The organism is Paenibacillus sp. UNC451MF (assembly GCF_000686845.1).
Lineage (GTDB): Bacteria > Bacillota > Bacilli > Paenibacillales > NBRC-103111 > Paenibacillus_S.
Genome location: NZ_JMLS01000014.1, coordinates 167,378 through 190,927, shown reverse-complemented (window position 1 = coordinate 190,927; position 23,550 = coordinate 167,378). Strand labels below are relative to the sequence as shown.

The 23,550-nt window shown below is 50.0% G+C and carries 18 protein-coding genes; 14 read left to right on the top strand and 4 right to left on the bottom strand.

Annotated elements, in window-relative coordinates:
* The first annotated feature begins 14 nt into the window (after window positions 1-14).
* The 11 genes from nikB to BP97_RS0116960 all read left to right on the top strand — a co-directional run bounded on the left by nikB (window position 15) and on the right by BP97_RS0116960 (window position 11,688).
* Window positions 15-941: a nickel ABC transporter permease gene (gene nikB / locus BP97_RS0117010; protein ID WP_028550167.1), complete on the top strand. Its 927-nt coding sequence runs from the start codon at window positions 15-17 to the stop codon at window positions 939-941.
* A gap of 13 nt (window positions 942-954) precedes the next feature.
* Window positions 955-1,857, top strand: coding sequence for an ABC transporter permease (locus BP97_RS0117005; RefSeq protein WP_028550166.1), 903 nt, complete (start codon window positions 955-957; stop codon window positions 1,855-1,857).
* Between the two features lie 12 nt (window positions 1,858-1,869).
* Window positions 1,870-2,874, top strand: coding sequence for an ABC transporter ATP-binding protein (locus BP97_RS0117000; RefSeq protein ID WP_028550165.1), 1,005 nt, complete (start codon window positions 1,870-1,872; stop codon window positions 2,872-2,874).
* Window positions 2,874-3,839, top strand: coding sequence for an ABC transporter ATP-binding protein (locus BP97_RS0116995; protein WP_028550164.1), 966 nt, complete (start codon window positions 2,874-2,876; stop codon window positions 3,837-3,839). Before BP97_RS0117000 ends, BP97_RS0116995 begins: the two co-directional genes overlap by 1 nt.
* A gap of 146 nt (window positions 3,840-3,985) precedes the next feature.
* Window positions 3,986-4,765, top strand: coding sequence for a cache domain-containing protein (locus BP97_RS0116990; protein WP_028550163.1), 780 nt, complete (start codon window positions 3,986-3,988; stop codon window positions 4,763-4,765).
* A gap of 17 nt (window positions 4,766-4,782) precedes the next feature.
* Window positions 4,783-5,274 carry a sensor histidine kinase gene (locus BP97_RS0116985; protein ID WP_197035480.1) on the top strand — a complete coding sequence of 164 codons (492 nt, stop codon included), beginning with the start codon at window positions 4,783-4,785 and terminating at the stop codon, window positions 5,272-5,274.
* Complete coding sequence (locus BP97_RS0116980; protein WP_028550161.1) at window positions 5,271-6,926, top strand: response regulator; 1,656 nt, start codon at window positions 5,271-5,273, stop codon at window positions 6,924-6,926. Before BP97_RS0116985 ends, BP97_RS0116980 begins: the two co-directional genes overlap by 4 nt.
* A gap of 179 nt (window positions 6,927-7,105) precedes the next feature.
* A complete protein-coding gene (locus tag BP97_RS36650; protein ID WP_051620673.1) occupies window positions 7,106-8,422 on the top strand; it encodes an ABC transporter substrate-binding protein in 1,317 nt (438 codons plus the stop codon).
* Window positions 8,423-8,537: 115 nt separating this feature from the next.
* Window positions 8,538-9,431, top strand: coding sequence for a carbohydrate ABC transporter permease (locus BP97_RS0116970; RefSeq protein ID WP_028550160.1), 894 nt, complete (start codon window positions 8,538-8,540; stop codon window positions 9,429-9,431).
* A gap of 13 nt (window positions 9,432-9,444) precedes the next feature.
* Window positions 9,445-10,290 carry a carbohydrate ABC transporter permease gene (locus BP97_RS0116965; RefSeq protein ID WP_036746055.1) on the top strand — a complete coding sequence of 282 codons (846 nt, stop codon included), beginning with the start codon at window positions 9,445-9,447 and terminating at the stop codon, window positions 10,288-10,290.
* A 30-nt stretch (window positions 10,291-10,320) separates the two neighbouring features.
* Window positions 10,321-11,688: a sulfatase family protein gene (locus BP97_RS0116960; RefSeq protein ID WP_231506321.1), complete on the top strand. Its 1,368-nt coding sequence runs from the start codon at window positions 10,321-10,323 to the stop codon at window positions 11,686-11,688.
* A gap of 96 nt (window positions 11,689-11,784) precedes the next feature.
* Here BP97_RS0116960 and BP97_RS0116955 read toward each other — a convergent pair whose 3' ends face one another.
* The 4 genes from BP97_RS0116955 to BP97_RS40240 all read right to left on the bottom strand — a co-directional run bounded on the left by BP97_RS0116955 (window position 11,785) and on the right by BP97_RS40240 (window position 15,679).
* On the bottom strand, window positions 11,785-12,507 hold the full coding sequence (locus BP97_RS0116955; RefSeq protein ID WP_028550157.1) for an MOSC domain-containing protein: 723 nt from the start codon (window positions 12,505-12,507) through the stop codon (window positions 11,785-11,787).
* 270 nt (window positions 12,508-12,777) lie between these two features.
* Entirely contained in the window at window positions 12,778-14,580 is a 1,803-nt protein-coding gene (locus tag BP97_RS36645; protein ID WP_051620671.1) for a hypothetical protein, read from the bottom strand.
* Window positions 14,581-14,595: 15 nt separating this feature from the next.
* Entirely contained in the window at window positions 14,596-15,534 is a 939-nt protein-coding gene (locus BP97_RS0116945; RefSeq protein WP_028550156.1) for a hypothetical protein, read from the bottom strand.
* Window positions 15,527-15,679: a hypothetical protein gene (locus BP97_RS40240; RefSeq protein WP_156043243.1), complete on the bottom strand. Its 153-nt coding sequence runs from the start codon at window positions 15,677-15,679 to the stop codon at window positions 15,527-15,529. The genes BP97_RS0116945 and BP97_RS40240 overlap by 8 nt, the downstream gene beginning before the upstream one ends.
* 247 nt (window positions 15,680-15,926) lie before the next feature.
* Between BP97_RS40240 and BP97_RS0116935 the strand changes: the two genes are divergently transcribed.
* Genes BP97_RS0116935 through BP97_RS0116925 form a run of 3 tightly spaced genes read left to right on the top strand, consistent with a single transcriptional unit; the run spans window position 15,927 to window position 23,523 of the window.
* On the top strand, window positions 15,927-17,693 hold the full coding sequence (locus BP97_RS0116935; protein ID WP_028550155.1) for a vWA domain-containing protein: 1,767 nt from the start codon (window positions 15,927-15,929) through the stop codon (window positions 17,691-17,693).
* 22 nt (window positions 17,694-17,715) lie between these two features.
* On the top strand, window positions 17,716-21,105 hold the full coding sequence (locus tag BP97_RS0116930) for a tubulin-like doman-containing protein (RefSeq protein WP_028550154.1): 3,390 nt from the start codon (window positions 17,716-17,718) through the stop codon (window positions 21,103-21,105).
* Between the two features lie 51 nt (window positions 21,106-21,156).
* Window positions 21,157-23,523, top strand: a complete 2,367-nt coding sequence (locus tag BP97_RS0116925) for a hypothetical protein (protein ID WP_028550153.1) — start codon at window positions 21,157-21,159, stop codon at window positions 23,521-23,523.
* The last annotated feature ends 27 nt before the right edge of the window (window positions 23,524-23,550 follow it).

The following is a 23,550-nucleotide window of genomic DNA, read 5'->3' as shown; positions in this document are numbered from 1 at the left end:
AGAAGGAGAATGGCATGCTTAAATATATATTGAAACGTGTGGTCATGCTGATTCCCGTGCTTATAGGGGTATCACTGATCGTATTTATTTTAATGCAGCTTACCCCAGGGGATCCGGCACAAATTATTTTGGGACCTCAGGCATCCGACGCGGACATCGCGAATATGCGGGAGCGCCTCGGCTTGAATGACCCTATGTATGTGCAATATTTCCGGTTTTTAATCGGTATTTTTACATTTGATTTCGGAACCTCGATCAAGGACGGACAGGGTGTGTTCGCAAGTATTATGCATCACTTCCCGCCGACTGTAGAACTAACCATCGCAGCAATGCTTGTCGCCCTTCTTATCGGTATTCCGGTAGGAATTATCTCTTCTACTAAGCCCTATTCCTTTTTTGACAACACTTCCACTGTGGGGGCGCTGATTGGCTTCTCCATTCCTAACTTTTGGCTCAGTATTATGCTGATTCTTGTATTTGCCGTTCATTTGCAGTGGCTTCCCGTATCGGGCTATGGAGGCATTTTATTCTTGATTTTGCCTGCTATAGCGCTGGGTACTCAGACGGCGGCTGTTGTAACCCGGATGACCCGGTCGAGCATGCAAGAAGTTATGCGGCAGGACTATATCCGTTCCGCACGCGCCAAAGGGCTGACAGAGCGAGTCGTTATTTTCCGCCATGCGTTCCGTAATGCGTTGATTCCGATTGTTACAGTAGTCGGATTGCAGGTTGGCGCCTTGCTGGAAGGTGCAATTTTGACGGAATCGGTATTTTCATGGCCGGGAATCGGAAGATTTATGATTGATGCGATTCGCGCCAAAGATTTCCCTGTCGTACAAGGCAGTGTTATTTTCATCACCTTTATTATTGTGCTCGTTAATTTGCTGGTCGATATTTTATATTCATACATTGATCCGCGCATCAAATCTCAATTGAAATAAGGGAGAACCGAACATGAGCTTCAATGTGCGCACTTCCGATAATTCCGCTGTTCCCCCGTTAAAGCGAGCTCGCAGAAAGGGGCCTTATGCGGACATTTGGTACCGTCTGCGACAAAACAAGATGGCGATGGGTTCCTTGATCATCCTGCTGTTGCTGGTGCTTACGGCGTTGTTTGCCGATTTATTGGCGCCATATCCATTTGATAAGCAGAATTTGGAGAAAATACTGGAGCCTCCGGGTCACGAATTTTGGCTCGGGTCCGACGGCTTTGGCCGGGATATTATGAGCCGCATTATTTATGGCTCGCGAATTTCGCTAGAAGTCGGCTTTGTAGCTGTATTTTTCTCGATTATATCCGGAGGCATCATCGGTGCCGTATCCGGTTATTATGGTGGACGCCTCGATAACGTGCTGATGCGTTTCATGGATATATTGCTGGCGATTCCAGGTATACTTTTGGCTATCGCCATTGTAAGTGTACTGGGACCGGGGCTTGTTAATGTGATGATTGCCGTAGGCATTGCCCATATTCCTACCTATGCGCGGATTGTGCGCGCGAGTGTACTGACGATTCGCGATTTGGAATACGTCGAGGCATCCAAAGCGATCGGAGAGACGGACGCTTCGATTATTTTCCGCACTATTTTGCCGAACTGTATGGCTCCGATTATTGTTCAGGCTACACTCGGTGTGGCATGGGCAATATTATCGGCCGCTGGGTTGAGCTTCCTCGGGTTGGGGCTGCAGCCTCCGACTCCGGAGTGGGGCGCTATGCTGAGTGAGGGCCGGGAATATATTTATCAGGCGTATTGGGTGACGACCTTCCCGGGAGTAGCGATAGCCGTCATCGTACTGGCTTTGAATATTTTCGGAGACGGTCTGCGCGATGCGATGGACCCTCGCTTGAAGCAGTAAGGAGGAACACAAGTGACTGAACCGTTAATTGAAATACGCAATCTGCATGTTCATTATGCTTCGGAAGGCAAAGTGGTCCATGCCGTCAACGGGGTCAACCTCGCTATTCAAAAAGGCGAATCTATCGGCATCGTCGGCGAGACGGGAGCCGGCAAGACGACGACGGCGCTTTCCATTATGCGGCTGATCCAGCCGTCCCAAGGCCGGTATGCCGATGGGGAGATATGGTTTGAAGGCAAAGATTTACTGAAGGTGAAGGATGCCGATATGCGGGCTATCCGAGGCAATCGCATTTCGATGATATTTCAAGACCCCATGACTTCGTTGAATCCAGTCTACACGGTAGGAGATCAGATCGCTGAAGTCATCTGGGCCCATCATAAAGTGACGAAGGATGAAGCAAGGAAACGGGCCAAGTCCATTATGGAATTGGTCGGCATTCCAGCTGAGCGCTCGGACGATCATCCGCATCAATTCTCGGGAGGTTTGCGTCAGCGGGTCGGCATTGCGATGGCGTTAGCCTGCGATCCCGCTCTGTTATTAGCTGACGAACCGACGACGGCGCTTGATGTAACGATTCAAGCTCAAGTGCTTGAACTGATGAAGAAGCTCAAACGCGAGCTGCAAACCTCGCTGATGCTGATTACCCATGACCTCGGTATCGTAGCCGAGGTATGCGATAAGGTAGCGATCATGTACGCCGGAGAAATCGTTGAATTCGGATCGATCGAGGAAGTATTCCGCTCTCGCAGCAGGCACCCTTATACGCAAGGCTTGTTCGATTCGATTCCTACGATGGAGAAGAAGAAGCGGAGGCTGACACCGATTCAAGGCATGGCTCCAGATCCAGCTGAGCTTCCAACGGGCTGTGTGTTTCATCCCCGATGTCCTCACGCGATGGAGCAGTGCTCCATCCAAAGACCGCCTGCCGTAGATTTCGGCAACGGCTATAAGGTGAGCTGCTTTTTGTATGAGAGCGGAGCAGCCGAAGCCGGTGCAGGGAGGGAAACGCGGTGATAACGCAAGCTCAAACGAAAGACAAGCTGCTGGAAATTAAGCAGCTCGTTAAACACTTTGCTTCAGGCTCACAGCCAGTTCGAGCGGTTGATGGGATCAGCTTTCATATTTACCGTGGCGAAACACTCGGATTGGTTGGCGAAAGCGGATGCGGCAAATCGACGACCGGTAGGCTGACGCTGAGGCTTCTCGAGCCGACCTCAGGGGCGGTGCATTACGACGGAACGAATGTGCTGGACTTGTCGGACAAGCAGATGAAGCAGCTCCGTAGAGAAATGCAGATCATTTTCCAGGACCCGTACTCCTCTTTGGACCCTCGCAAATCGATCGGTGAAACGATCATGCGTCCTTTGGTCGTCCATAAAATGGGCGGAGGCCGCAAAGAGCGAATGGATCAAGTCGTCCATTTGATGGAGAAGGTCGGCTTGGACCCGCGTTGGTACCATCGCTATCCGCATGAACTGGATGGAGGCAGACGCCAACGGGTCGGCATTGCAAGAGCATTGGCGCTGAACCCCAAATATATTGTGTGCGATGAGCCTGTGTCGGCTCTGGACGTGTCGGTGCAAGCGCAGGTTATTAACCTGATGCAGGATTTGCAGGAGGAGTTCGACCTGACGTATTTGTTCATTTCCCATGATTTGAGCGTCGTCAAGCATGTCAGCAACCGCATTGCCGTCATGTACTTGGGAGAAATTGTGGAGCTTGCGGAATCCGAGGAGCTGTTCCACAACCCGCTGCATCCTTACACGAAGGCGCTGCTGTCGGCGGTGCCAAGTCCTTCGCTTGATCTCCGCAGGGAACGTATCATCCTGCAGGGGGATGTTCCAAGTCCTAAGAATCCTCCGTCCGGCTGCCGCTTTCATACTCGCTGTCCGTATGCGACGGAGCTGTGCAAAACAACGGCTCCAGAGCTTGCCGAGCACGGAGAGGAACACTTTGCCGCCTGTCATTATATATCATAGATAGCTTTTGTTCAGAACCGTTCGGCTGTTACAGCCGAACGGTTTTTTTGGCCTACAGTCTTTTTTTGCATCCCGAGTTCCGCTGCGGTTAAAACGTGATACAATGGTCAGGAAAAAATGTAAGCGCCTTAATAAGGAGGGCCATAATGCGGCTCAAATGGTTCAATAGTAAAAGCAGTGTTCAAAGAAAGCTGCTGATCGCTTTTTTATGCCTTATTGTATTTCCATTAGGACTTTACAGCTATGTGTCACTGACGATTTCCAAGAACACGTTGGAGGAGCAGGCCAGCGCTTCTACGCTTAGCATGCTCGGGCTCATATCCGAGAAGCTTAACATAATGGCGGCAGATGTCGTGTCCGTGTCCAATTTATATTTTGCTAACGAGGATCTGCACAGTATGCTGATGCAGCCGTTCGGGTTGGGATCCTATGAGGAAGCCGCCAAGAAGCAATTTTTGATCAAAATGATCGTCAATTACAAGTTTGCGTTCACTTGGCTTGAGTATTATACGTCCGTGTTCGGACGAAACGGTTTTGAACTCCATACTTATTATGACGGCAGCAAAATCGGGATTCATACGCTGGAACAGGAAAGCTGGTATGACGAAATCATGCAGCATGACGGTGGAATTGTTTGGCTGGCAGACCCGTCCAAGCGCCTGATACCCATTGTTAATGAGAACCATTTCATTACGGCAGTTCGCGCTTTAAAGGATTTTGAGAGCGGGAAGCCGCTCGGGCTGCTGATGATTAATGTGAATGAGAGCTTCTTGTACAAGCAGTATGCTTATGCCGGGAAGGAATATGAGCGCATCGTCATGGTAGACCGTGCTGGGACCGTCATTTCAGCGAAGGACAAGTCTCTAATTGGTGAAAATTTAAGCGGGGATACTTACTACTCTAGAATCCAACCAGGGTTACGGTAGCGGAGGAAATGGATAATTTGCGCAACTATATTCATATCCAGATGGCTCGACAGGATGATCGCCTGAACGTTGTGTTGGAAGTTGACGATCATATTTTGCATTACAAGACACTGAAGCTGGTGCTGCAGCCTGTTCTGGAAAATGCGATTTTCCACGGTATCGAGCCGAAGGAAGGGCCGGGCTGCATAACGGTAACAGGGCTGCTGCAGGAAAGGGACATTGTCTTCGAGGTCCGGGATGATGGTATCGGCATTTTAACCTCGATCCGCATGTCGGACGGGGGAACGGAATTTTTGCATGATTTGCCAGCGGGAGAGTCAGCCTGTGAGGTAACGGATTGGGTGCTGTCCCGCAAGCAAGGAATGGGACTTGCGAACGTACATCATCGCATTCGGCTCCATTTTGGAGACAGGTACGGCGTTCGTGTCTTTGCACCCGATGAGGGAGGAACGAGGGTCCGTTTACGGCTGCCGGCCTTTATGAATGAAGAGGAGCTGAACCGATTATGAACATCCTGATTGTAGACGATGAAGCCAATATTCGGCGCTGGTTCGAGCTGCTGGTCGGTCAAACAAGCCTGGCAATTCAAGTGGCAGGTACATGCGGTAACGGGCGGGAAGCACTGGAGCTATGCCGTTCCATCAAGGTCGATCTTGTCATTACGGATATTAAAATGCCTATTATGGACGGTCTTGAATTGGTCCAGCAGTTAAAAGCGGAACAGCCTTCCGTCAGGACGCTCATATTAAGCTCGTACGGCGAATTTCAATATGCGTCTAAAGCGCTCAAGCTAGGTGCCAGCGACTATGTGCTGAAAGCCGAGGTGACCGTGGAAGGGCTGAGGGAGGCTTTACAAAAGATTGAAGCGGACCTTCAGCTTGAGCTTAAACGGGAGCAGGAGGTTCATACGATCAAGACGGCGCTGAATGAAAATTTGTATGCACTACGCACCTTGTATTTTCAAGACTTGTTCAAAGGAAGCCCCTCGGCGCTTTCAGAATTCAAGGGGAAAATGGAGGTATTCCGCGTCCCTTTGAGCGACCGGCATTTGACTGTGCTGGCTGTTAAGGTGAACAATTACAAGCAGATTTTGCAATCCGGTAAAATCCGCTCCAAGGAACTGCTGGATCTGGCGGTAATCAATATCATGGATGAAACGATGCATAATGAGGCAGGCGGGGGCTGCTGCTTCCTTCAGGACACGAATGTGTATGCCGTATTGTTTAATGTGAGCAGTCCCCAAGCGGAGAAATCAACCCGTGAAGCGACGATGCGGTATGCCAACCGGATTATCGCTCACTTGGGCGACTATTTGAACATTTCTGCTTCGGTGGGAATCAGTATGACGTACCCGGACCTGTCCAAGCTGGGTCAGCAGTGGAAGGAAGCTTACGGCGCTCTGAGCGGCAGGCAGTTTTATGGAAAACAGCACATTGCTTGGTATCAGGATATGCATCGGGTTTCCTTGAATGCTGATACGGCGGAACGGACGGAGCTTATCGCAGCCCTTACCCGCCTTCTCGAGCTTGGAGAGATAGAGCTGGCACGGGAGAGACTTACGGCGTTTATGGATGACATCGGTGTCCGGCAGCTGTGGTCCGAGCAGCAGGTGAGGTCACTTTGTCTCGAAGTCGCTTATCTGCTTCTACGTGTAGAGGGGCAGTATGATGACGGGCTGGCGCAGCGGGAGCAAGGGAAAAGTCAGCAGGAAGCCGAGGCGCCGCATGAAGAGGTTGCAGAGCTGTCGGAGTGGGGCGAGGTGAAGCAATGGCTTCTTGACCGTGTGGATCGACTTGCGCTTAAGGTAAGAGCTTCTCGTACCCACTACAGCGAGGCGATACGCAAAGCCTGCGGCTACATGCGCGACTATTATGCGGATGATTTGTCGCTGCAGCAGGTGGCGGATGCGGTGCATTTGAACAAGACATATTTAAGTGAGCTGTTCAAAAAGGAAACCGGAACGAGCTTCAGCGATCATTTAACGGAGCTGCGCATTGAACGGGCCAAGGAGCTGATCGTTCGGGAAGTATGCAAAATGAGCGATCTCGCTGAACGAGTCGGTTATCCGAACAGCAGCTATTTTACAAAGGTGTTCAAGAAGACAACAGGCTTGACTCCGATGGAATACCGTCAAATGATGTCACCCAAAATCAAAGGTTGAACGAGGAGTTTCTCTGCAGCTTGGCTGTGGAGCAGCTCTTTTTTTTGGAGGTATAGAGCTTCCTCTGAAGACGAACAAAAGAACAATCTCCCCGAACAAAGTGCAAAAAATGCTTACATTCCCGATTTATAATAAACACAAGAACCAATGACAAGATACGATAAAAAGGTGGGAATCGAATGAAACAATGGAACCGTATCGTCGCAGGTGTAATGTCTGTCAGTCTTATGGCAGCGGTTACGGCATGCGCAGGGAAAGAGGCGGCACCGGGTGAAGCGTCCAAAGCTTCCGACAAGCCGGTAGAGATTTCGTTTGCCAATTGGATTTCCGTAGAGGATGCGACCAAGGAGGCCTATAGTAAGCTTATCGCCGACTTCGAGCAGAAGCATCCGAACATTAAAGTGAAATCGATCGGCATTCCGTTCGCACAGTTCAAGGACCAAGTGCTGGTCAGCTCCGCAGGGGGCAACCCGCCTGATGTGACCATGGCGAACCAGAACTTTACCGCAGCATTTGTAGGAGCCAAAATTACCGAGCCCTTGGAGACGCTGCTTGGCAAGGACGTGGCAGACGATATTGTCGATGGAAGTAAGTCGGGCGTCACCTATGGCGGCAAGCTGATGGCTATGCCTTGGACCCCGCATCCGAACGCATTGTTCTGGAACAAAACGCTGTTTAAGAAAGCAGGACTCGACCCGGAGAAACCGCCGAAAACTTGGGATGAAATGGTTGCTTCGGCAGCCAAGATCGCTGCACTCGGCAAGGATGAGAAAGGCAACCCAATCTACGGGATCGGCGAGAACTCAGCATCGGATTCGTACACCGGCAATATGCTGCTTCGTATCGCGTACAGCTATGGCGGCAAATTTGTCAATGAGCAGGGAGCTGTTGTTTATGACCAAGGCAGCGCCTTGAAGGATTCGATAGGCTATATGAAAGATATTATTACGAAAAAGATTTCACCGCAGGGAGCTATGCAAAAAGATTTACGCGGAATGTTCGCCAATGGGACCCTCGGTATGATCGTAGACGGCGACTTCGGCCGAACGATTTTCCGTACGACCAGTGGGAAGAACGAAGCCTTCGACAAGGAGTGGGGCGTAGCCGTCATTCCTCCGGGCAAAACAGGCCGCAGCGAGACCGTGTTCACCGAACATCAGCTCATCGTGACGAGTGGCAGTAAGAAGAAGGAAGTGGCAGCCGAGTTCGTGAAATATTTGGTGTCTAAGGATGCAATGCTTCAGTACCATAAAATGAATGGTGTCATGTCGTCCCGCAAATCGATCGCTTCACTTCCGGAAATGAATGAGGACGACTATGCTAGGGTGTTCAATGACCAAATGAAAACAGCGTCGGCCCTGCCGGCAGCCAATCCTAAATTCGATAATGCGATGAAAGAAACGGCCTCCATGATTATATTAGCGACAGAAGGCGGACAATCGCCTGAAGCGGCGATTTCGACGGTGATGCCGAAGATTAAGGAGCTGTACAAATAAACGTCGGTTAGGTCGGAGTTTCTTCCGCCGGTGCACTAACGGGGACGGCCTGACGGCTGTCCCCGGTCTTTCCAAGCCTGCTTAAATGACTTTACGCATTCAGGAGGAATCCATCATGCCTTTACGTTGGACACGGCACCAACGCAACGTCGCCTTTGCTGTTCTGCTGCTGCTGCCTGCCATCGCTCTGATGAGCCTGACGATCGTCAGCCCGCTGTTTAAATCGGTGTTCATGAGCTTCACGGACTACTCCCTGCTCGATCCCGAGTACAGGTGGAACGAGCTGAAGCATTACAGGGAGCTGCTCCAATCCGCAGAGTTTTATCACTCTCTTGGCATCACACTGCTTTACGTCGTTATTACCGTACTAATCGATCTGCTGATCGGGTTAGTGATGTCGCTGCTGCTGAATCGCAATATCCGATTCCGTGCCTTTTTCCGCAGTATTGTAATGATTCCATGGGCTATTCCGACAATTGTTACTGCGCTGATCTTTATGTGGATTTACCAAAATGACTACGGTGTGCTGAACTACACGCTCGTTCACCTCGGAATTACGAAAGAGAACATCAATTGGTTGAATAGTATCGACTATGCGCTCGGTTCGATCATCGTTGTCGCCGTGTTCAGACAGATGCCTCTTGTGGCCGTCATGTTGCTAGCAGGCTTGCAGAGTATATCGCAAAGCTTGTATGAAGCAGCCAAGATCGACGGCGCAAGCGGATGGAAATTATTTACCAACGTCACTCTTCCACTGCTCAAACCGGTCATTACAAGTGTGACTTTAATTATGGTCGTTAATAATTTTCAAATGTTCACCCTGTTCTTTACATTAACAGGAGGGGGACCTCTTGATGCGACTCGTTCGCTTGCTATCTTGACCTATGAGACGGCATTTTCCAAATATGAGCTGGGAAAAGGCTCGGCAATCGGTGTGATATGGCTTATTCTGCTGTTCGCTTTCTCCGTTGTCTTCACCCGGCTGATGAATAAAGGCAGCGATCAATAGGGGGCGACTACAAATGGAATTTGCAAAAAACTGGGTGTTTAAAAAAGAAGGCATCACTTATGCACTGCTGATTATTCTCCTCGTATTATTTATGTTTCCGGTGTACTGGATCGTGGTCACTTCTCTGCAAAACAACAGTGAGCTGATGCAGCTCCCACCCAAATGGCTGCCGGCGCAGCTGTTCTGGGGGAGCTATCAGGAAATCATTAAGTCTTCGGTGTTTCTGACCTTTTATAAAAATACGCTGATCGTTGCAACAGGCGCGACGTTGATGTGCATTATCGTTTCGATATTTGCGGGCTATGCGCTTTCCCGATTTCGATTTAAGGGAAGCGGACTCATCACGCTTATTTTCTTATCAGCACAAATGTTTCCCACAGTAACGCTTGTTATAGGTCTTTATACAGAGTATCAGGCGCTGGGGATACTAAACACTCTGTTCGTGCTGATGCTTGCGGCTACGACAACGGCTCTTCCGTTCAGCATTATGCTGATGAGAACTTTTTTTAACGGGATTTCCCGTGAGCTGGAGGAAGCGGCCGAAATTGACGGCGCATCGCGGTTCAAGACGCTGTTTACGATTATCGTTCCTTTGTCCAAGCCTGGCATTGTGGCTATTGCGATATATACGTTCTTGATCGCTTGGGACGACTTTCTGTTCGGCTTGACGCTTGTCAGCGATATTAACAAACGTACCCTGAGTCCTGGGCTATCGCTTACTTATTTGGGAGAGCATTCCTACAATTGGTCCGGCGCAACGGCTGCTGCGGCTGCGGCGACATTTCCTCTGCTGATCGTCTTTATGTTCTTGCAGCGATACATGGTCGAGGGCTTGACTGCAGGCGGCGTGAAGGAATAACACATAGGAGTACGGGAAAGGAAGATTAATATGGAACAACAACCAACAATGGAAGCCAACAAACGTCCTAATGTCATCGTATTTTTCACCGATCAGCAGCGCTGGGATACATCCGGGCTGCACGGCAACCCGCTGCGCCTTATGCCTAATTTTGACCGTACGGCGCTCCGCGGCACGCATCTGACGCATTCCTTCACTTGCCAACCGGTCTGCGGCCCTGCTCGCTCCTGCCTGCAGACCGGCAAATATGCCACGACTTCAGGCTGTTATGTGAATGGAATTCCGCTTCCAGAAGATGAAAAAACACTGGCCCATTATTTTAAGGAAGCAGGCTATCAGACCGGGTATATCGGCAAATGGCATTTGGCCAAGGAAGAGCCGGTCAGTGAACCGAGAAGAGGCGGTTACGATTATTGGCTGGCCGCCGATGTATTGGAATTTGCTTCGGATGCTTACGATGCCGTGCTGTATAATAATGACAACCAACGGGTGAAGCTGCCCGGCTACCGGGTGGATGCCATGACGGATGCGGCGATTCGCTACATCGATGCTCATCAGAATGATCCATTCTTTCTGTTCGTTTCATTCTTAGAGCCGCATCATCAGAACCATCGTGACGATTACCCTGCACCGGATGGCTATCGGGAAATGTACACTGGCGGCTGGCTTCCACCGGATCTGGCGGCGCTTGGCGGCTCGGTTCACCAGCATATTGCCGGTTATTATGGAATGGTCAAGAGACTGGATGAAGCTTACGGCCGTATGCTGGACGCATTGAAATCGTTGCAGCTCGATGATAACACCATCGTCCTGTTTACATCCGATCATGGTTGCCATTTCAAAACGCGCAACGCGGAGTACAAGCGCTCTGGTCACGATAGCTCGATGCGTGTGCCGACGATGCTGACCGGTCCCGGATTTTTTTGGGGGCGGCAGGTACAGGAGCTGGTCAGCCTGATCGATATTCCGCCGACGCTGTTGGATGCAGCCGGAATACCTGTGCCTGACGTGATGCAGGGACGCTCGATCATGCCGCTGCTGCGCGGGGCAGATACAGACTGGCAGGAAGAAGTATTCGCTCAGATCAGCGAATCCGAGGTGGGCAGGGTCGTCCGCACAAGACGCTGGAAGTACGGCGTCACGGCAGCGGACAAGGACCCGTTCACCGCAGCTGGTTCGGAACGATACGATGAAGCATATTTGTACGATTTGGTCTCCGATCCGTATGAAATGACCAACCTGATCGGTCTTGAGTCGCACAGCGGTGTTGCCGATGTGATGCGGGGCAGACTGATTCGCAGAATGACGGAGGCAGGAGAGACTGCTCCTGTAATTGTCCCTGCTGCTGCCCAGCCGGCAGGACAGCGGCATGTTAGCTTGGATGAAGCAAGGCAGTAACAGGTAAGCATAGGGAAGCGGGGAGTTAGCACCCTAACCATGAGTTTCTCAACAATCTAAAAGATCGGCCCCCCCTGGGATGCCGGTCCTTTTTTGTTACTCTATACTGATTTTATCGCCAACACGGACCGTCCCGGTTTCAATAACGGAAGCGTAAACGCCGAACATCGTATTTCGTTCCTGATGGATCAGCTTTAATAGGGAGCTATCTCTTTGCAGCGTATCCGGTTGAATCGTAATCATCGAGCACCGCTCGCAAAGCTCATCGACTTGAAGCTCTATGGAGCCGATGGTCAGCGTGCGCTGCAGCCAATCGTTCTCACTGAATGGAACGTCCTCATACAGCGTGACAAGAAAGTTCGCGCGAAATCTTCTTGGATCTACCGGATGGCCCCAGCGCTGTTCCAAAGCTTTGATAGAGGACTCCGTAATGATCAGGATGCTTGAAGCATCTACGGCAAGGAGTTCTTCAGAATCGGGAGCATGGGTTTCCAATGCGACCCTTTTGTTGTGCAAAGAATCGAACTGTGAGAGAAACTCATCGTTCCAACCGAATGTGCGGCCTTCGGTGTCCGTTATAGCAACTTCCGGAAACTGGCGCTCCGAGCCTTCCCCTTCGAATCGTGCACGGTAGCTTAGCAGCTTGGGAATATCCCGGGCTGTTATGAATCGGTCCCAGCCTTCTTGCGTTGGATCCATTAGTGCGTGGCTCCGGTCGCCGTATATGCCATATCGCTCGACCTGGACTTGCTGTAGGCTCTCGCCCGCAAGGGATTTCACCGGGTATCTATGTATTTCTTTTATTTCACCAATTAACATCGGACTCACCTCTGCACATTAACTATTTATATACTCAATAATAGAAATAGACGGTATAAACTATTTATTCGATGAATGATTTTTTGTCTTTTCGCGATGCTCGGGGAAATAATGTCGTATGAGTGTCCAGGCTCCAATCGTATGCCTGTATCGGGAATGAGTAACCGGACTGAATAAAGCACCTGCATCGAAATGATGCAGATGCTTTGCGTTCCAAAACGTTTGTTGAACGGATATGAAAATCAAGGCCATTTGCACCTAGTCGAAACGTTACGGCTGCTGCCGCCGATTAGTATTGTCGGACTGAGCTGCCTCGCCTGAAGAGAGTGATGTTACTGAGATTTTATAAGCCGTTGCTGTCTGAGAAGCTCCGACGCTGACTTTGCTCTTATCAACGTAGGTGCCGGTTATCGTCGCCGGACCTGGCTTGAACTTCATGCTGCCGGTCAACAGCACATAGTCGTTATTGAGCAGGACGACGGCTGTATCTCCGTCAACAGACATGATCGTGCACAGGAAGCGAACGACGGAGCCTATTTTTTGCTTAGGCAGATCAGTAAGTGTTATTTCGGCTATGTCCGCCTTTATTTTGGATACTACGTATTGACCGTCCCTGAATTCGAAGTAAGTCTTCTGCCCTGAGGGCTCTCCGGCTACATTGTCCACGGCTAGGATACCGGGTCGTTCCTGGGTAAGTCCGTCGGCTTCAATGTCGAACAACTTGTGCAGGTCAGCTGACTGGGCCTCATAAACGATAAATCTCGATTTTCGCTGCTTGCTCTCCGCTTCAACCAACAGGACTGGAAGTCCACGCATCGTGAACTGATCGGTCAATGTGATCGATTTGATGTTCAGCTTACCCTCGATGGCTGCGGCCGATTGGCTAATCTTTTGATCGGGCATGAGACGTGCCAGTACGAGGGACTGATTGTCAGCAATGCCTGCCGCTGCAAGCTGAGAGCCCCACAGCCCTTTGGCACTTACGACGTTCGTGAGCTTAACGTTAGCGTCAATCGCTTTACGAAGAAGCTGCGAAGGATCGGCTTGGAGCCAGCGCAGCTCTGTGTCGCGAATCTCCTTACTTGTGTCCTTATAGCTGCTAAGCACGGTATACAGCTCTATCGCTTCGGTAAATTTTTTACTGGATGTCAGCTGCTCGGCTTTGGTAAACTGGCCCTTCAAGGAATTTTGAACGTAGGTGCTGATCTTGGTGCGGGAATCGGCCAGTTCCTTAACATTAAGCACCTTTTGGGCATTATCGATGAAGGTTTTAATATCGTTCTTTTTCAGCAGGGCGGCAAGCGAATTTTGCACATTGGTTTCTATGATGGAAGCAAGCCATTCTGCCTGGATGCTGTTAGCTGAATAAAATTTACGGATGCGAGAGGCTTCGTCTACAGCCTCACCGAACGATTTTTTCTGAAATACGGACTCTACCCGGGCTTGATCGTATGCCTTCAAGCGCGTCGCTAGCTCCTGCTTTTTTGTTTTTTCATCCTTGTAATAGATCGCTGGAATTTGAGCCATATAAGCGATCGCATTATCGTTGTCGAATGCTTTCTTCGAGACTGCGGTCTCCAAGCTTTTCAGCAAGGCGGCCTTGACATGGGTAAAAGCCATTGAAAGCTGCTCCTCTACCTTGTACGCAGCTTCGGCGTCGGCAAACCGTTTTTGTGCTGTTTCGTCCTGAGAGGTGTAGTCCGCCTTGATGCTTTGAAACGAATCATAAGCTCTAAGCAGCGTCGGGACATCGTTGACTTGGGCGGCTGCTTCAATCTCCGAGACGATGGAAATCAGTCCCCGTTTGAGCTCTGTGGCCGGGCGCAGCGTATCTAGAGCGGCATCGATCTCGTGATTTTTATAATTGATCATCGTATTGGAGCGGGCTTTTTGAAACAAAGCCTCGGCTTCAAGCTCATGACCTGCGGCCTGCTCCTTGGATGCCTGAGCGTACAGATCCATTTTCATCCAGCTGGCATAGCTTTTGAAGCCGGCCAAGCAAACCATGAGAACAAGCAGAAGGGAGGCGGCATACAGGTAGCGTATGGAACGCTGATACATGGATTTTGACATTGCCTGCATTCCTCCTTACCCTTGAACTTGAAACTCGGGGTCCGAGTCGTATTTCCGCTTGATGGTTTCTTTTGTCTTATGATACAGCTCCGGGGCTTCATTTGGGCTATCCTGAATCAATCGGGAAAGACGGAGCACCCGGTCCCGCGGAAGCTCGTCGATAAATGCTTCGACCAGCTCCTGATATTGCAGGACATAAGCTTTGACCCGTAGGGCAGCTCCGGCAGCCAAGGCCAGTGTTTCTCTGCCTTCGGGCAGAGCCTCGATCAGCACCCGGTATTTCCACACGTAGCTGAGCGTATCTCGCTGAACCAAGTGCGGGCTTACCTTGCAGACCTCGTTCAAATAACGGATAAACTCTTTGTCAAAGTCGTCAGGAATCAACTCCGACAGCTCCAGCTCCATATCTCTACGCAAAATAAAATGGTTCAGGCACATCAGCTTGAGTACCTTCACCTGATTTCCTTTGATCAGCCAGCCGATTTCTCTCAGCTTCTCGTAAGCCAGCTTATATTCATCCGTCTTCAAATCATTGGCCGCATCCTCGATATCGAGCAGCAGCCCCTCTCTAATGGAACGATTCTCATTCATCAGCAGCTGATGAAGCAGCTTTTTCTCTAGAGATTCGGCGTAGTGACGGTTCAGCAGCATATAGCCTACGACCAGAAGCACGCCCCCGGCGATAGAAATCGCCATCTGAAGACCGTTATCCGCCAGGAAAAAAGCGGCAAGGCAGATCGAGAAGATGACCATCGAATCTCTCCAGGTGCCGCGGCGGCGAACTCCTCTTACAAGCTCCTGCAGCGACTGGAATTTTCCTTCGGCTCCGCAATTAAGACAGCGATCTTCCCACAGTACGGAATAAGTTCCGCAACCTTTGCAATGTTTCAAACGTTCAAATGCATGGCGGGTTGCTGCGGATTTTCGGAATTGAACAGGAATTTTGTTATTCATGGCGCTCACCTGTATTATTCAAAGCCTGGACAAATCCTGCATCGACAGCATCTGACGATACTTCCCGTTGTTTGCTCGTATGAAAATAGACCCAGCGGACGGCAATAAAGACGGCGGCAAAAGCAATTCCAATAAATGTCGGCATCGTTTTCTCCTGATATCAGTTTCTCTTAGTGGAATTTTACATAGTAAAAAGTTAATATGTTAGTAGACATAATATACAGCAAGACTCCCACTTGATTCCACATCTGGTTGTCAAATGACAGCGAAACATCGCAAAGATAGTACTAGAAGTGGTGAAAAATGGAGTTTTTACTCTAAAGCTGTATAGCGAACCATCAAAATCGTTCGATATGTTAAGTAAACCATCTTGCTTTGGAGGAATCAACACCATGAATAATACCAAATCCATCTTCCGCTTGCTTACTGCGATGCTGCTATTGCTTCTGGCCTTATCGCAAGCGGCGTTGGCTGCCGATACGAACAGCGATACGAAAATCGACGCGGTGCTATCGGTCGACGTCAGTACATCGATGAACGAGAGTGACGTCAATAAAGTAAGCTATGAGGCGATGAAAATGTTCGTCGACATGGCTTCGGTCCAAGGGGACAAAATCGGGGTCGTAGCTTATACCGACCATGTGCTGAGAGAAAAAGCGCTGCTGAAGATGAACAGCATGCAGGATAAAAAGGATCTGAAATCGTTCATCGATCAGTTGATGAGAGGACCGTACACCGATATTGCTGTGGGCGTGAGCGAAGCGGTCAAAGTACTGGAATCGGGATCGGAGCCGGGCCATGTTCCGCTCATCGTGCTCCTGACTGACGGGAACAACTCGTTAAATGCAGGCAAGACACAGGAACAGTCCGATAAAGTGCTGAACGAAGCGGTGAAGAAGGCTAAGGACAAAGGGATACCGATTTATACGATCGGTCTTAATGCCGACGGTCAGCTGAACAAGGATGCGCTGGAGCGCATATCCAAGGAAACGAACGGCAAGCTGTTCGTGACAAGCTCGGCGGATGATTTGCCACAAATATTGAGCGAGATTTATGCGAGCCATTTGAAGCTCAAGGTGGTTCCGTTGACCGGATTTACAGCGAACGGGCAGTTTCAGGACGTTGCGGTGAAAATTCCGAATTCGAGCGTTCAAGAAGCGAACATCTCGATCATGTCGAACAAGCCTGTGGAGGTCAAACTGATTAATCCTTCCGGGCAGGAGCAGACCATTCCGTCCGACAAAATCGTCTATTCTACATCAAATGCTTACTCGCTGCTCAAGATCTTGAACCCGGTCCAAGGGGACTGGAAGCTGCAAATTAAAGGTGTTCCGAAAGAAAAAATCAATATAAATTTAATTTATAACTATGATTTGCAGGTGTCGATGGAACTTTCGTCGTCTATATCTTATGGGCCTGGTGTGACTGTGCCGATCAAAGCGTATTTACAGTCTAATGGTCAGAACATTGCGGACACCGAGCTGTACAAAAATGCGAAGTCGACGCTGCTCGTTACCGACCTAGATACGAAGAAAACGCAGGAGATTCCGCTGACTACCTCAGATAAGGGTATTGAAGGCTCAATGAAGATTGGGGAAGCCCATGATTACGAGCTGAGGGTAAAGGTGGAGGATGCGAATTTCGTTCGGGAATCTCAGCCTGCTAAGATTTCAGCCAAAACGGGGGCCAAGGCTCCTTCCGATGCCGGCAGCGGAGCCGCAGAAGCTCCAAAGACGAATTGGGCCGTTACGGGCGGCTGGATTGCAGGAGTACTTGTACTTCTAGCGGCCGCATGGTTTGCATTCTCCGCATGGAAGAAGGCGAACAAAGGCTTTGTCGGTCAGATGGTCATCGAGATAAAGGATGAGGATACCGGTGAACGCACGAATCCGCAGTATAAGAAGCTGAACGCCTTCAAGGGCAAGTGCCAGCTTCATCAACTGCTTCAACTGGCTCCCGAGTTTGCGGAGACGAAGCAGATCGTACTGAAGCCGGGCGCTGGCGACAACGTCGTGCTGCTCAATGAATCGGGCTGTACAATTGAAAAAGGCGGCCGTGTATTCGACGCATCGAAGGGCAAAGAGCTTAAAAACAACGACCGCATCAAAATTACGTTACAAAACGTCAATAAGTCGATTAATCTGGAATATTTAAAATAGATCCGATACGGGAGGACATACCATGAAAGCAGTAGTCAGGGAGCATATTCAACAGCTGGACGTATCGCTTGGCGGAGGGATTATAAGCGATAAGATCCGTGTAGATACGATAGACAATCCGATGCTGATCATCGGTCTCGGGGGTACAGGCATCGATGCGCTGCTCCGTTTGAAATATCAGATCAATCGCCGGTTCAAGCTGCCGGAGGATCCTTTTACGAAGAAGAAAAAAGAGAAACCGAACAATGTCGAGTTTCTTGCTTTGGAGACGAACGAGCATGACCGCAACAAAAAGTACAAAGGGATCGGACTCGATCCGCTGACAGAGTTCGTGCTGCTCTCCAATGCTGAAATCGGCAGCGTCCTGCAAAATCGCAGCGTGCTGGAGGACTACATAAAAGAGTGGCTGTCCCCAGAATTGACGATAACGGATGGAATCAACGGAGCTTCAGGTGTAAGACAAGCCGGACGTCTGCTGTTGTTTACCAAAATCGTTCAGGTCGTTCAGACGATCGAGCGGAAGATCAAGACGTTATCTGTCGGCACGAACAAGAAGCTGATGGTGTTCCTGCTGACAGGCTTGTCAGGCGGTACCGGAAGCGGCTGCTTTCTCGACATCGCCTATATCGTGCGCGGTATTATCGAGCGAGACTACGGCTCAGCCGGCGTGGATAAAGTGAACCTTCTAGGCTATCTGTTCACACCTGACGTGAACCTTGCCAACAAGAGCTTGACCGAGCATTCTCGTGAATATATCAAGAAGAACGGCTATGCGGCGCTGAAAGAGCTGGATTACTGGATGAACGTGGACGAGCGCAGCGAGCGGTTCAAGCAGCAGTACGCCAGTATCTTGAACGTCAACTCGCCGATGCCCCCGTTCAATCTGGCGCATCTGATCTCCGCTACTAATCTGGAGGGTAAGCTGCTAGAGAATGCGTATGACTACTGCATGAACGTGACAGCGGAGAATATTACGAACTTCATGGCCAGCGAGGATAAGAGCTCCGGCGAAGAATTCGCGATCCATGACTATATCAGCAATATCCGTACGAACATTAACCAGATGCCGAAGGCTTATGCGGCTAATTATCAATACAACATTTTGGGAGCTTCGTCCGCCGTGCTGCCGATTGAAGAAATGACGACTTATTTGGCGTTCAAAGTATTTCAGCGCATGGAGAAAATGTTCGATGCAGGACCATCTCAAGAAGAAGTGGAGAAGCTGGCTCATAAGCTGGGAATCGATCCTGATTCGATCCATCGTGAGTTCGGTGAGCGGGTACCGGAGCCGATACCGGGCTATCAGAACAGTGAGCGTCTTAGCTACGCCAATGTGGTTAAACAGCAGACCGTGAACATCGACACGGAGCTGGAACAGAACTTCCTTTCACGCGCACGCGAGGAGTACATCAAATGCCGCAGGCAGCTTCCGGGAGAGAAGAAGGAGCTGTTCACCGAGCAGGTGACCAAAATTTTCAGAAATCCCGAGCAAGGGCCGTTTTATGTGTCGCGCATTATTTTGCAGGACAAAGGGTTCTGTTTACTGAAGCTGATCTCTTCTTACATCGAGTCGTTGAAGGAGAGCATTTACCGGATTCCGCGCGATATCGAGTCTGCTGAAGAGAGCTCGGATCAGAAGATGACCGAAGCCCGCAGCGCTTTCATTTCCAAGGATAAGAAGAAAGATGCCTATATCGAAGCGAAAATTCAGGAGTACTTGCTGCACGCCGACCGCGAACGTATGGAGCAAATGGTCGAGTTCTACGAGGATCTGTATCACTTGATCAATCAGGAAAATTCGCGCATTTATCAGGTGTTTACAGAGCTGCTGAACGAGCTGAATAAAATATTTGAGAAAAACGGCGACATCCTGACAAACGGCCAAGAGGAAGTGGACCATAAAGGGAACCGGACGTATTACTGGAACGTTGTCAGCGTGCCAGACATCGCCAAGCTGATTGGAAAGGTGACGGATGAGAAGAACGTGAACGATCTGATCCGCGACTTTACGAATGAGCTGCTGCTTAAGTCCAATCATTGGATCAAGGAGCAGGAGGTTGACGTTATCAGCTCGATCTCGGAATTTTTGACCGATCACTTTGGCGATTTGATCACGAAGTCGATGGAAGAGTATTTGATCATCAAATACGGCAATGACGATTCTATCGAGAAGCTGGTGGAGCAGACCATTGCAAGCCGATTGTACGAAGAGGCGAAGCCGGTCTTCCATTTGAGCAACAGCTCGGGTCATTTTAACTTCCCATCGTGGGGCTTCGTGTCGGTACCGGTCAAGGCGCCGAATATTTTTAAAGGAATACGCAATTTCCAGGATCATGCTATCGCCAACTCCCGGTTTACGATCAAGGAGAGCGAAGTGAAGAACCGGATATTTTGGCTGAATACCCAGAACGGTATCCCGCTGTTCCTGTATACGCCTTTGAAAGTGTATGAGACTAGTTACGAGAATACGATTCTTGAGCCGGAAGGCATCGGACGTCACCTTGTGCAGACCGATAAAGTGAACTGGACTTACCTGCCGTCACCAATTCCGGAGAAATCCTGGGGTGACACTTACGATAATAATCGGGTAAAAAAATATAACGCAGAGATTCGCCAGCTATTCGAGCAAATGGTGTCCTATCGCTGCATTCGGGAAAAAGGCCCGGACAGTGGTACGATCAACCGTTACGAATGCGTGTTTACAAAGCCGTTTGATCTGCAGCAGCATCTTGAATCGTACAACCTGCAGTTGTCCTCTCAAAAGCCGAATTTGGGAGAGTTGCAGCGCTGTGTAAGCGAGCTTAAACGCATTGTGGAGCAAGGGCTTCCGGTTGAGAGCACCAAGGACATATTCGGCAGTGTGAACGAGGACATGGCGAAGGACAATCTAATTCGTTCTCCTGAGCTGCTGAAGCGGGTAAAAGAAGAATGGCGCAAGATGAATGCGATCGTGCTCAAAATCGAGGAGCTGGAAAAACTGCTCGGCGCCCATAAGGACGAGGAAAAGCTTATGCAGCTGTTTATCGACGCTGCGTATACGAACACGATCCGTAAAAAAGGAGCCTTGTACGTCTACGATCATGACGCCGAGGAGGATCCTTGGGAGCCGTTCGTCAATCTGATGCAAAATAACAAATTCGTAGAGTACGAGATATATTCCAAAGTTCGTGGATTGGATGAGAAAAAGCGGGCTCTGCTGCAGCGCAAAGCGGCCAAACGAAGCCAGCAGTTAACGGCATCGGCAGATATTAGCGAACTGCTCGAGACGCTTCGGCAGATGGCAGAAGCTTATGCTGAAGCTAAATCGGCCCTTGATTACGACCGCGTGGAATGGGAAAACGGGGAAGACATGTACCAGTTCTACAAGCTGGTGTCCGGTAAAGTAAGCGACATGGTGAGAAGCCTGAAATAAGGAGCTTGCTTCGCCATTGAAAAGAGCTATGAAAGGAGGGGGCAGAGGACTATGCGCGACACATTGCTAGCATTTGCAAATGAATATGACACGGAAATGGACAGCCTTGGGAGCAACGACGATGAGCTGCGCAGCATTCATCATCCTCTCGTCTTCCTTTTTCTTGGCGACAAGACGGAGGAAGCTCTTCGGCAGATCCGTAAGCTGAATGGGAATCAATGGAACAATAGCGATGGAGTTGTCTATTTGCATGTAGGGACAAAGCCTGTGGAGTCTGATGACAATCTGTACTCCTGGACGCTGCCCGCCCTGTCTGATGACAAGAAAACGGTGCGCTCGCAAACGCACAAGCAGTTTTACAATGATGAAGCCAAGCTGCTGGAGCTGAACGTGCTCCTGCGCCGGATGAATAACCGAATCGCGGAATTCGGCCGGATGTATTCCAGTCTGCAGCGGTTGAACATTGCCGTGGTGACCCAGCTGGATGACCCTTGCAACGTGCTGCTGCCTGAGCTGACGGTGTTGGCACGAACGATTTTTGGGGAACAATTCCGTTCTGTTATGATAGACCTTTATGGACTTTTAGAGGAGAAGCAGGTGGGGGAAACCTATGCTTTCTCCTCTTCGCTTGGTGTCAGCTTTTTGCGGGAGGTGGACTTGTATCAGGACAGAGCCTACAAGTTCCAAGGTATGCTTCAGGTGACGGGGGAAGGCATCCGTATGCCGGTTCAATACGGTCCAGCACCACTGTTCGATATGGTCTACCTTTTAAGCAGCAAAGATGAGAGAGGCTTGTTTGCCGATAGCGGGATGCGAGGGAGCTGCGAAATTGTTTGCAGTCTTAACCTCTTAAAAAACCGCATGACACCGGAGCAATCCGACCCTCAGCATGGCATTTATAACCATCAGCAGTTCAGACAAAATATGATGCCGCCGGACGGAGACTCCAGATTCTTCGTATCGGCCGGCTTATCCAAGGTAAAGCGTCCGAATCAGCCAATCGCTTTGACCGTCTTGTACCATTGGTACAGAACGGTTATAGAAAGACAGCGGGAGCAGGGCAAAGTGGACCGTAAAGACTTGATCGAGCTGCTGGAGCTGGACACTCAGCGAAGCGACCAGGCGATTCGTTCTCTGATGGAAGAGCCGGCAAAGGCTCTAGATGGAATGTACGGACTGCTCTACCACTCGATTTCCCCCGGGCAATGGAAGTCGATGAACTATAGGGAAGCGGAGACAGCTCTGTTCGGGAACAATGCTCGGGCTTTTTTCGACACGAATGTTGCCCGTCGGGTTGAAGCCTCCTTACTGCAGCGGGACTTTGGCCGACAATTGGAACGGCGGTTCCAGGAGCGGGTTATCGAGAATCCATTGTACGGAGTTGTCAGCGGATATTCGTGGACATCGGAAGAGCTGGATGCGAACAGTGTGATGCCTGAGCTGCGGAAGCAGATGAAAGAAGCGGATGCGCTGGTTGAGCAGTGCAGAATGGATTTGGAGCTGCGATACGAGGAACAGATTGATCTCCAGTCAACTGAACGGGGATCGCTTTGGAGTCGCCTCACCAATCAGGTTCCGATGAAAAATGTTGTAAAAACCGTGCTGGATGACATCTACAGCATTAAGCTGGACATGCTCTACTACCAAGCGAAACGACGATTGCTGGAGCTGTACATACAGAAGCTTGAAGAGCTTCATGCGAGCATGAAGCATTATGTCGAGCGGCTTCAACAGCTTGAGAAGAGGCTTCGCGATGCAAGCCGCAGCAGTATTTCGTATACGAGCGATTACTTGGGACGCAACATTAACGAATATTACGAGTATGTTGTGAACAAGATTGTCGCAGAACTGGAGGAACGCCGAGGGCCTCATTTTTATTGGGAGGAGAGGTGCGTGGGGAACGTTTCACAGTTGCTGATTCAAGGAGAGGAGCAGCTGCTACAGAAGCTGATGGAGTCGGTGCGACAATATGTATTTATCCACCCGCTGTTCCAGCAATCTTTCGAAAACGAGCTACTGCAAAGAGCGAACGTCGTGACCAGCTATGATAATCGTGCTGTGTTATCCAAGGAAGAGCTGTTCCGAGATCTGTATGCAACCTTGGAGAGCGAGGCGGCTGTTCGAGCGGATGTCTATCGTTCTACCCACCGCCATCGATATGAGGAAAAATATATGTTCGGTGATTTTCAGAGCGAATTCATCCAATATGCCTTTGCTGTAGATCGCGGCAGCCGGACGTACAAGCTCGGGTGTGTACATGAAAAGAAATCGAGCGGCATCGAGAAATTAAATATTATGGGCGGTTTTCGGTTGGATGACTTTATGTATTACCGAAATGGCAAGCTCTATTACGATACCTATGTGGAGAACGGCTTTCAATTTCATAGAATCGAAGAGCAGAATATGAAGCCGGAATAACCGGCCGCGAGCCGCGGAAAGAGGGGG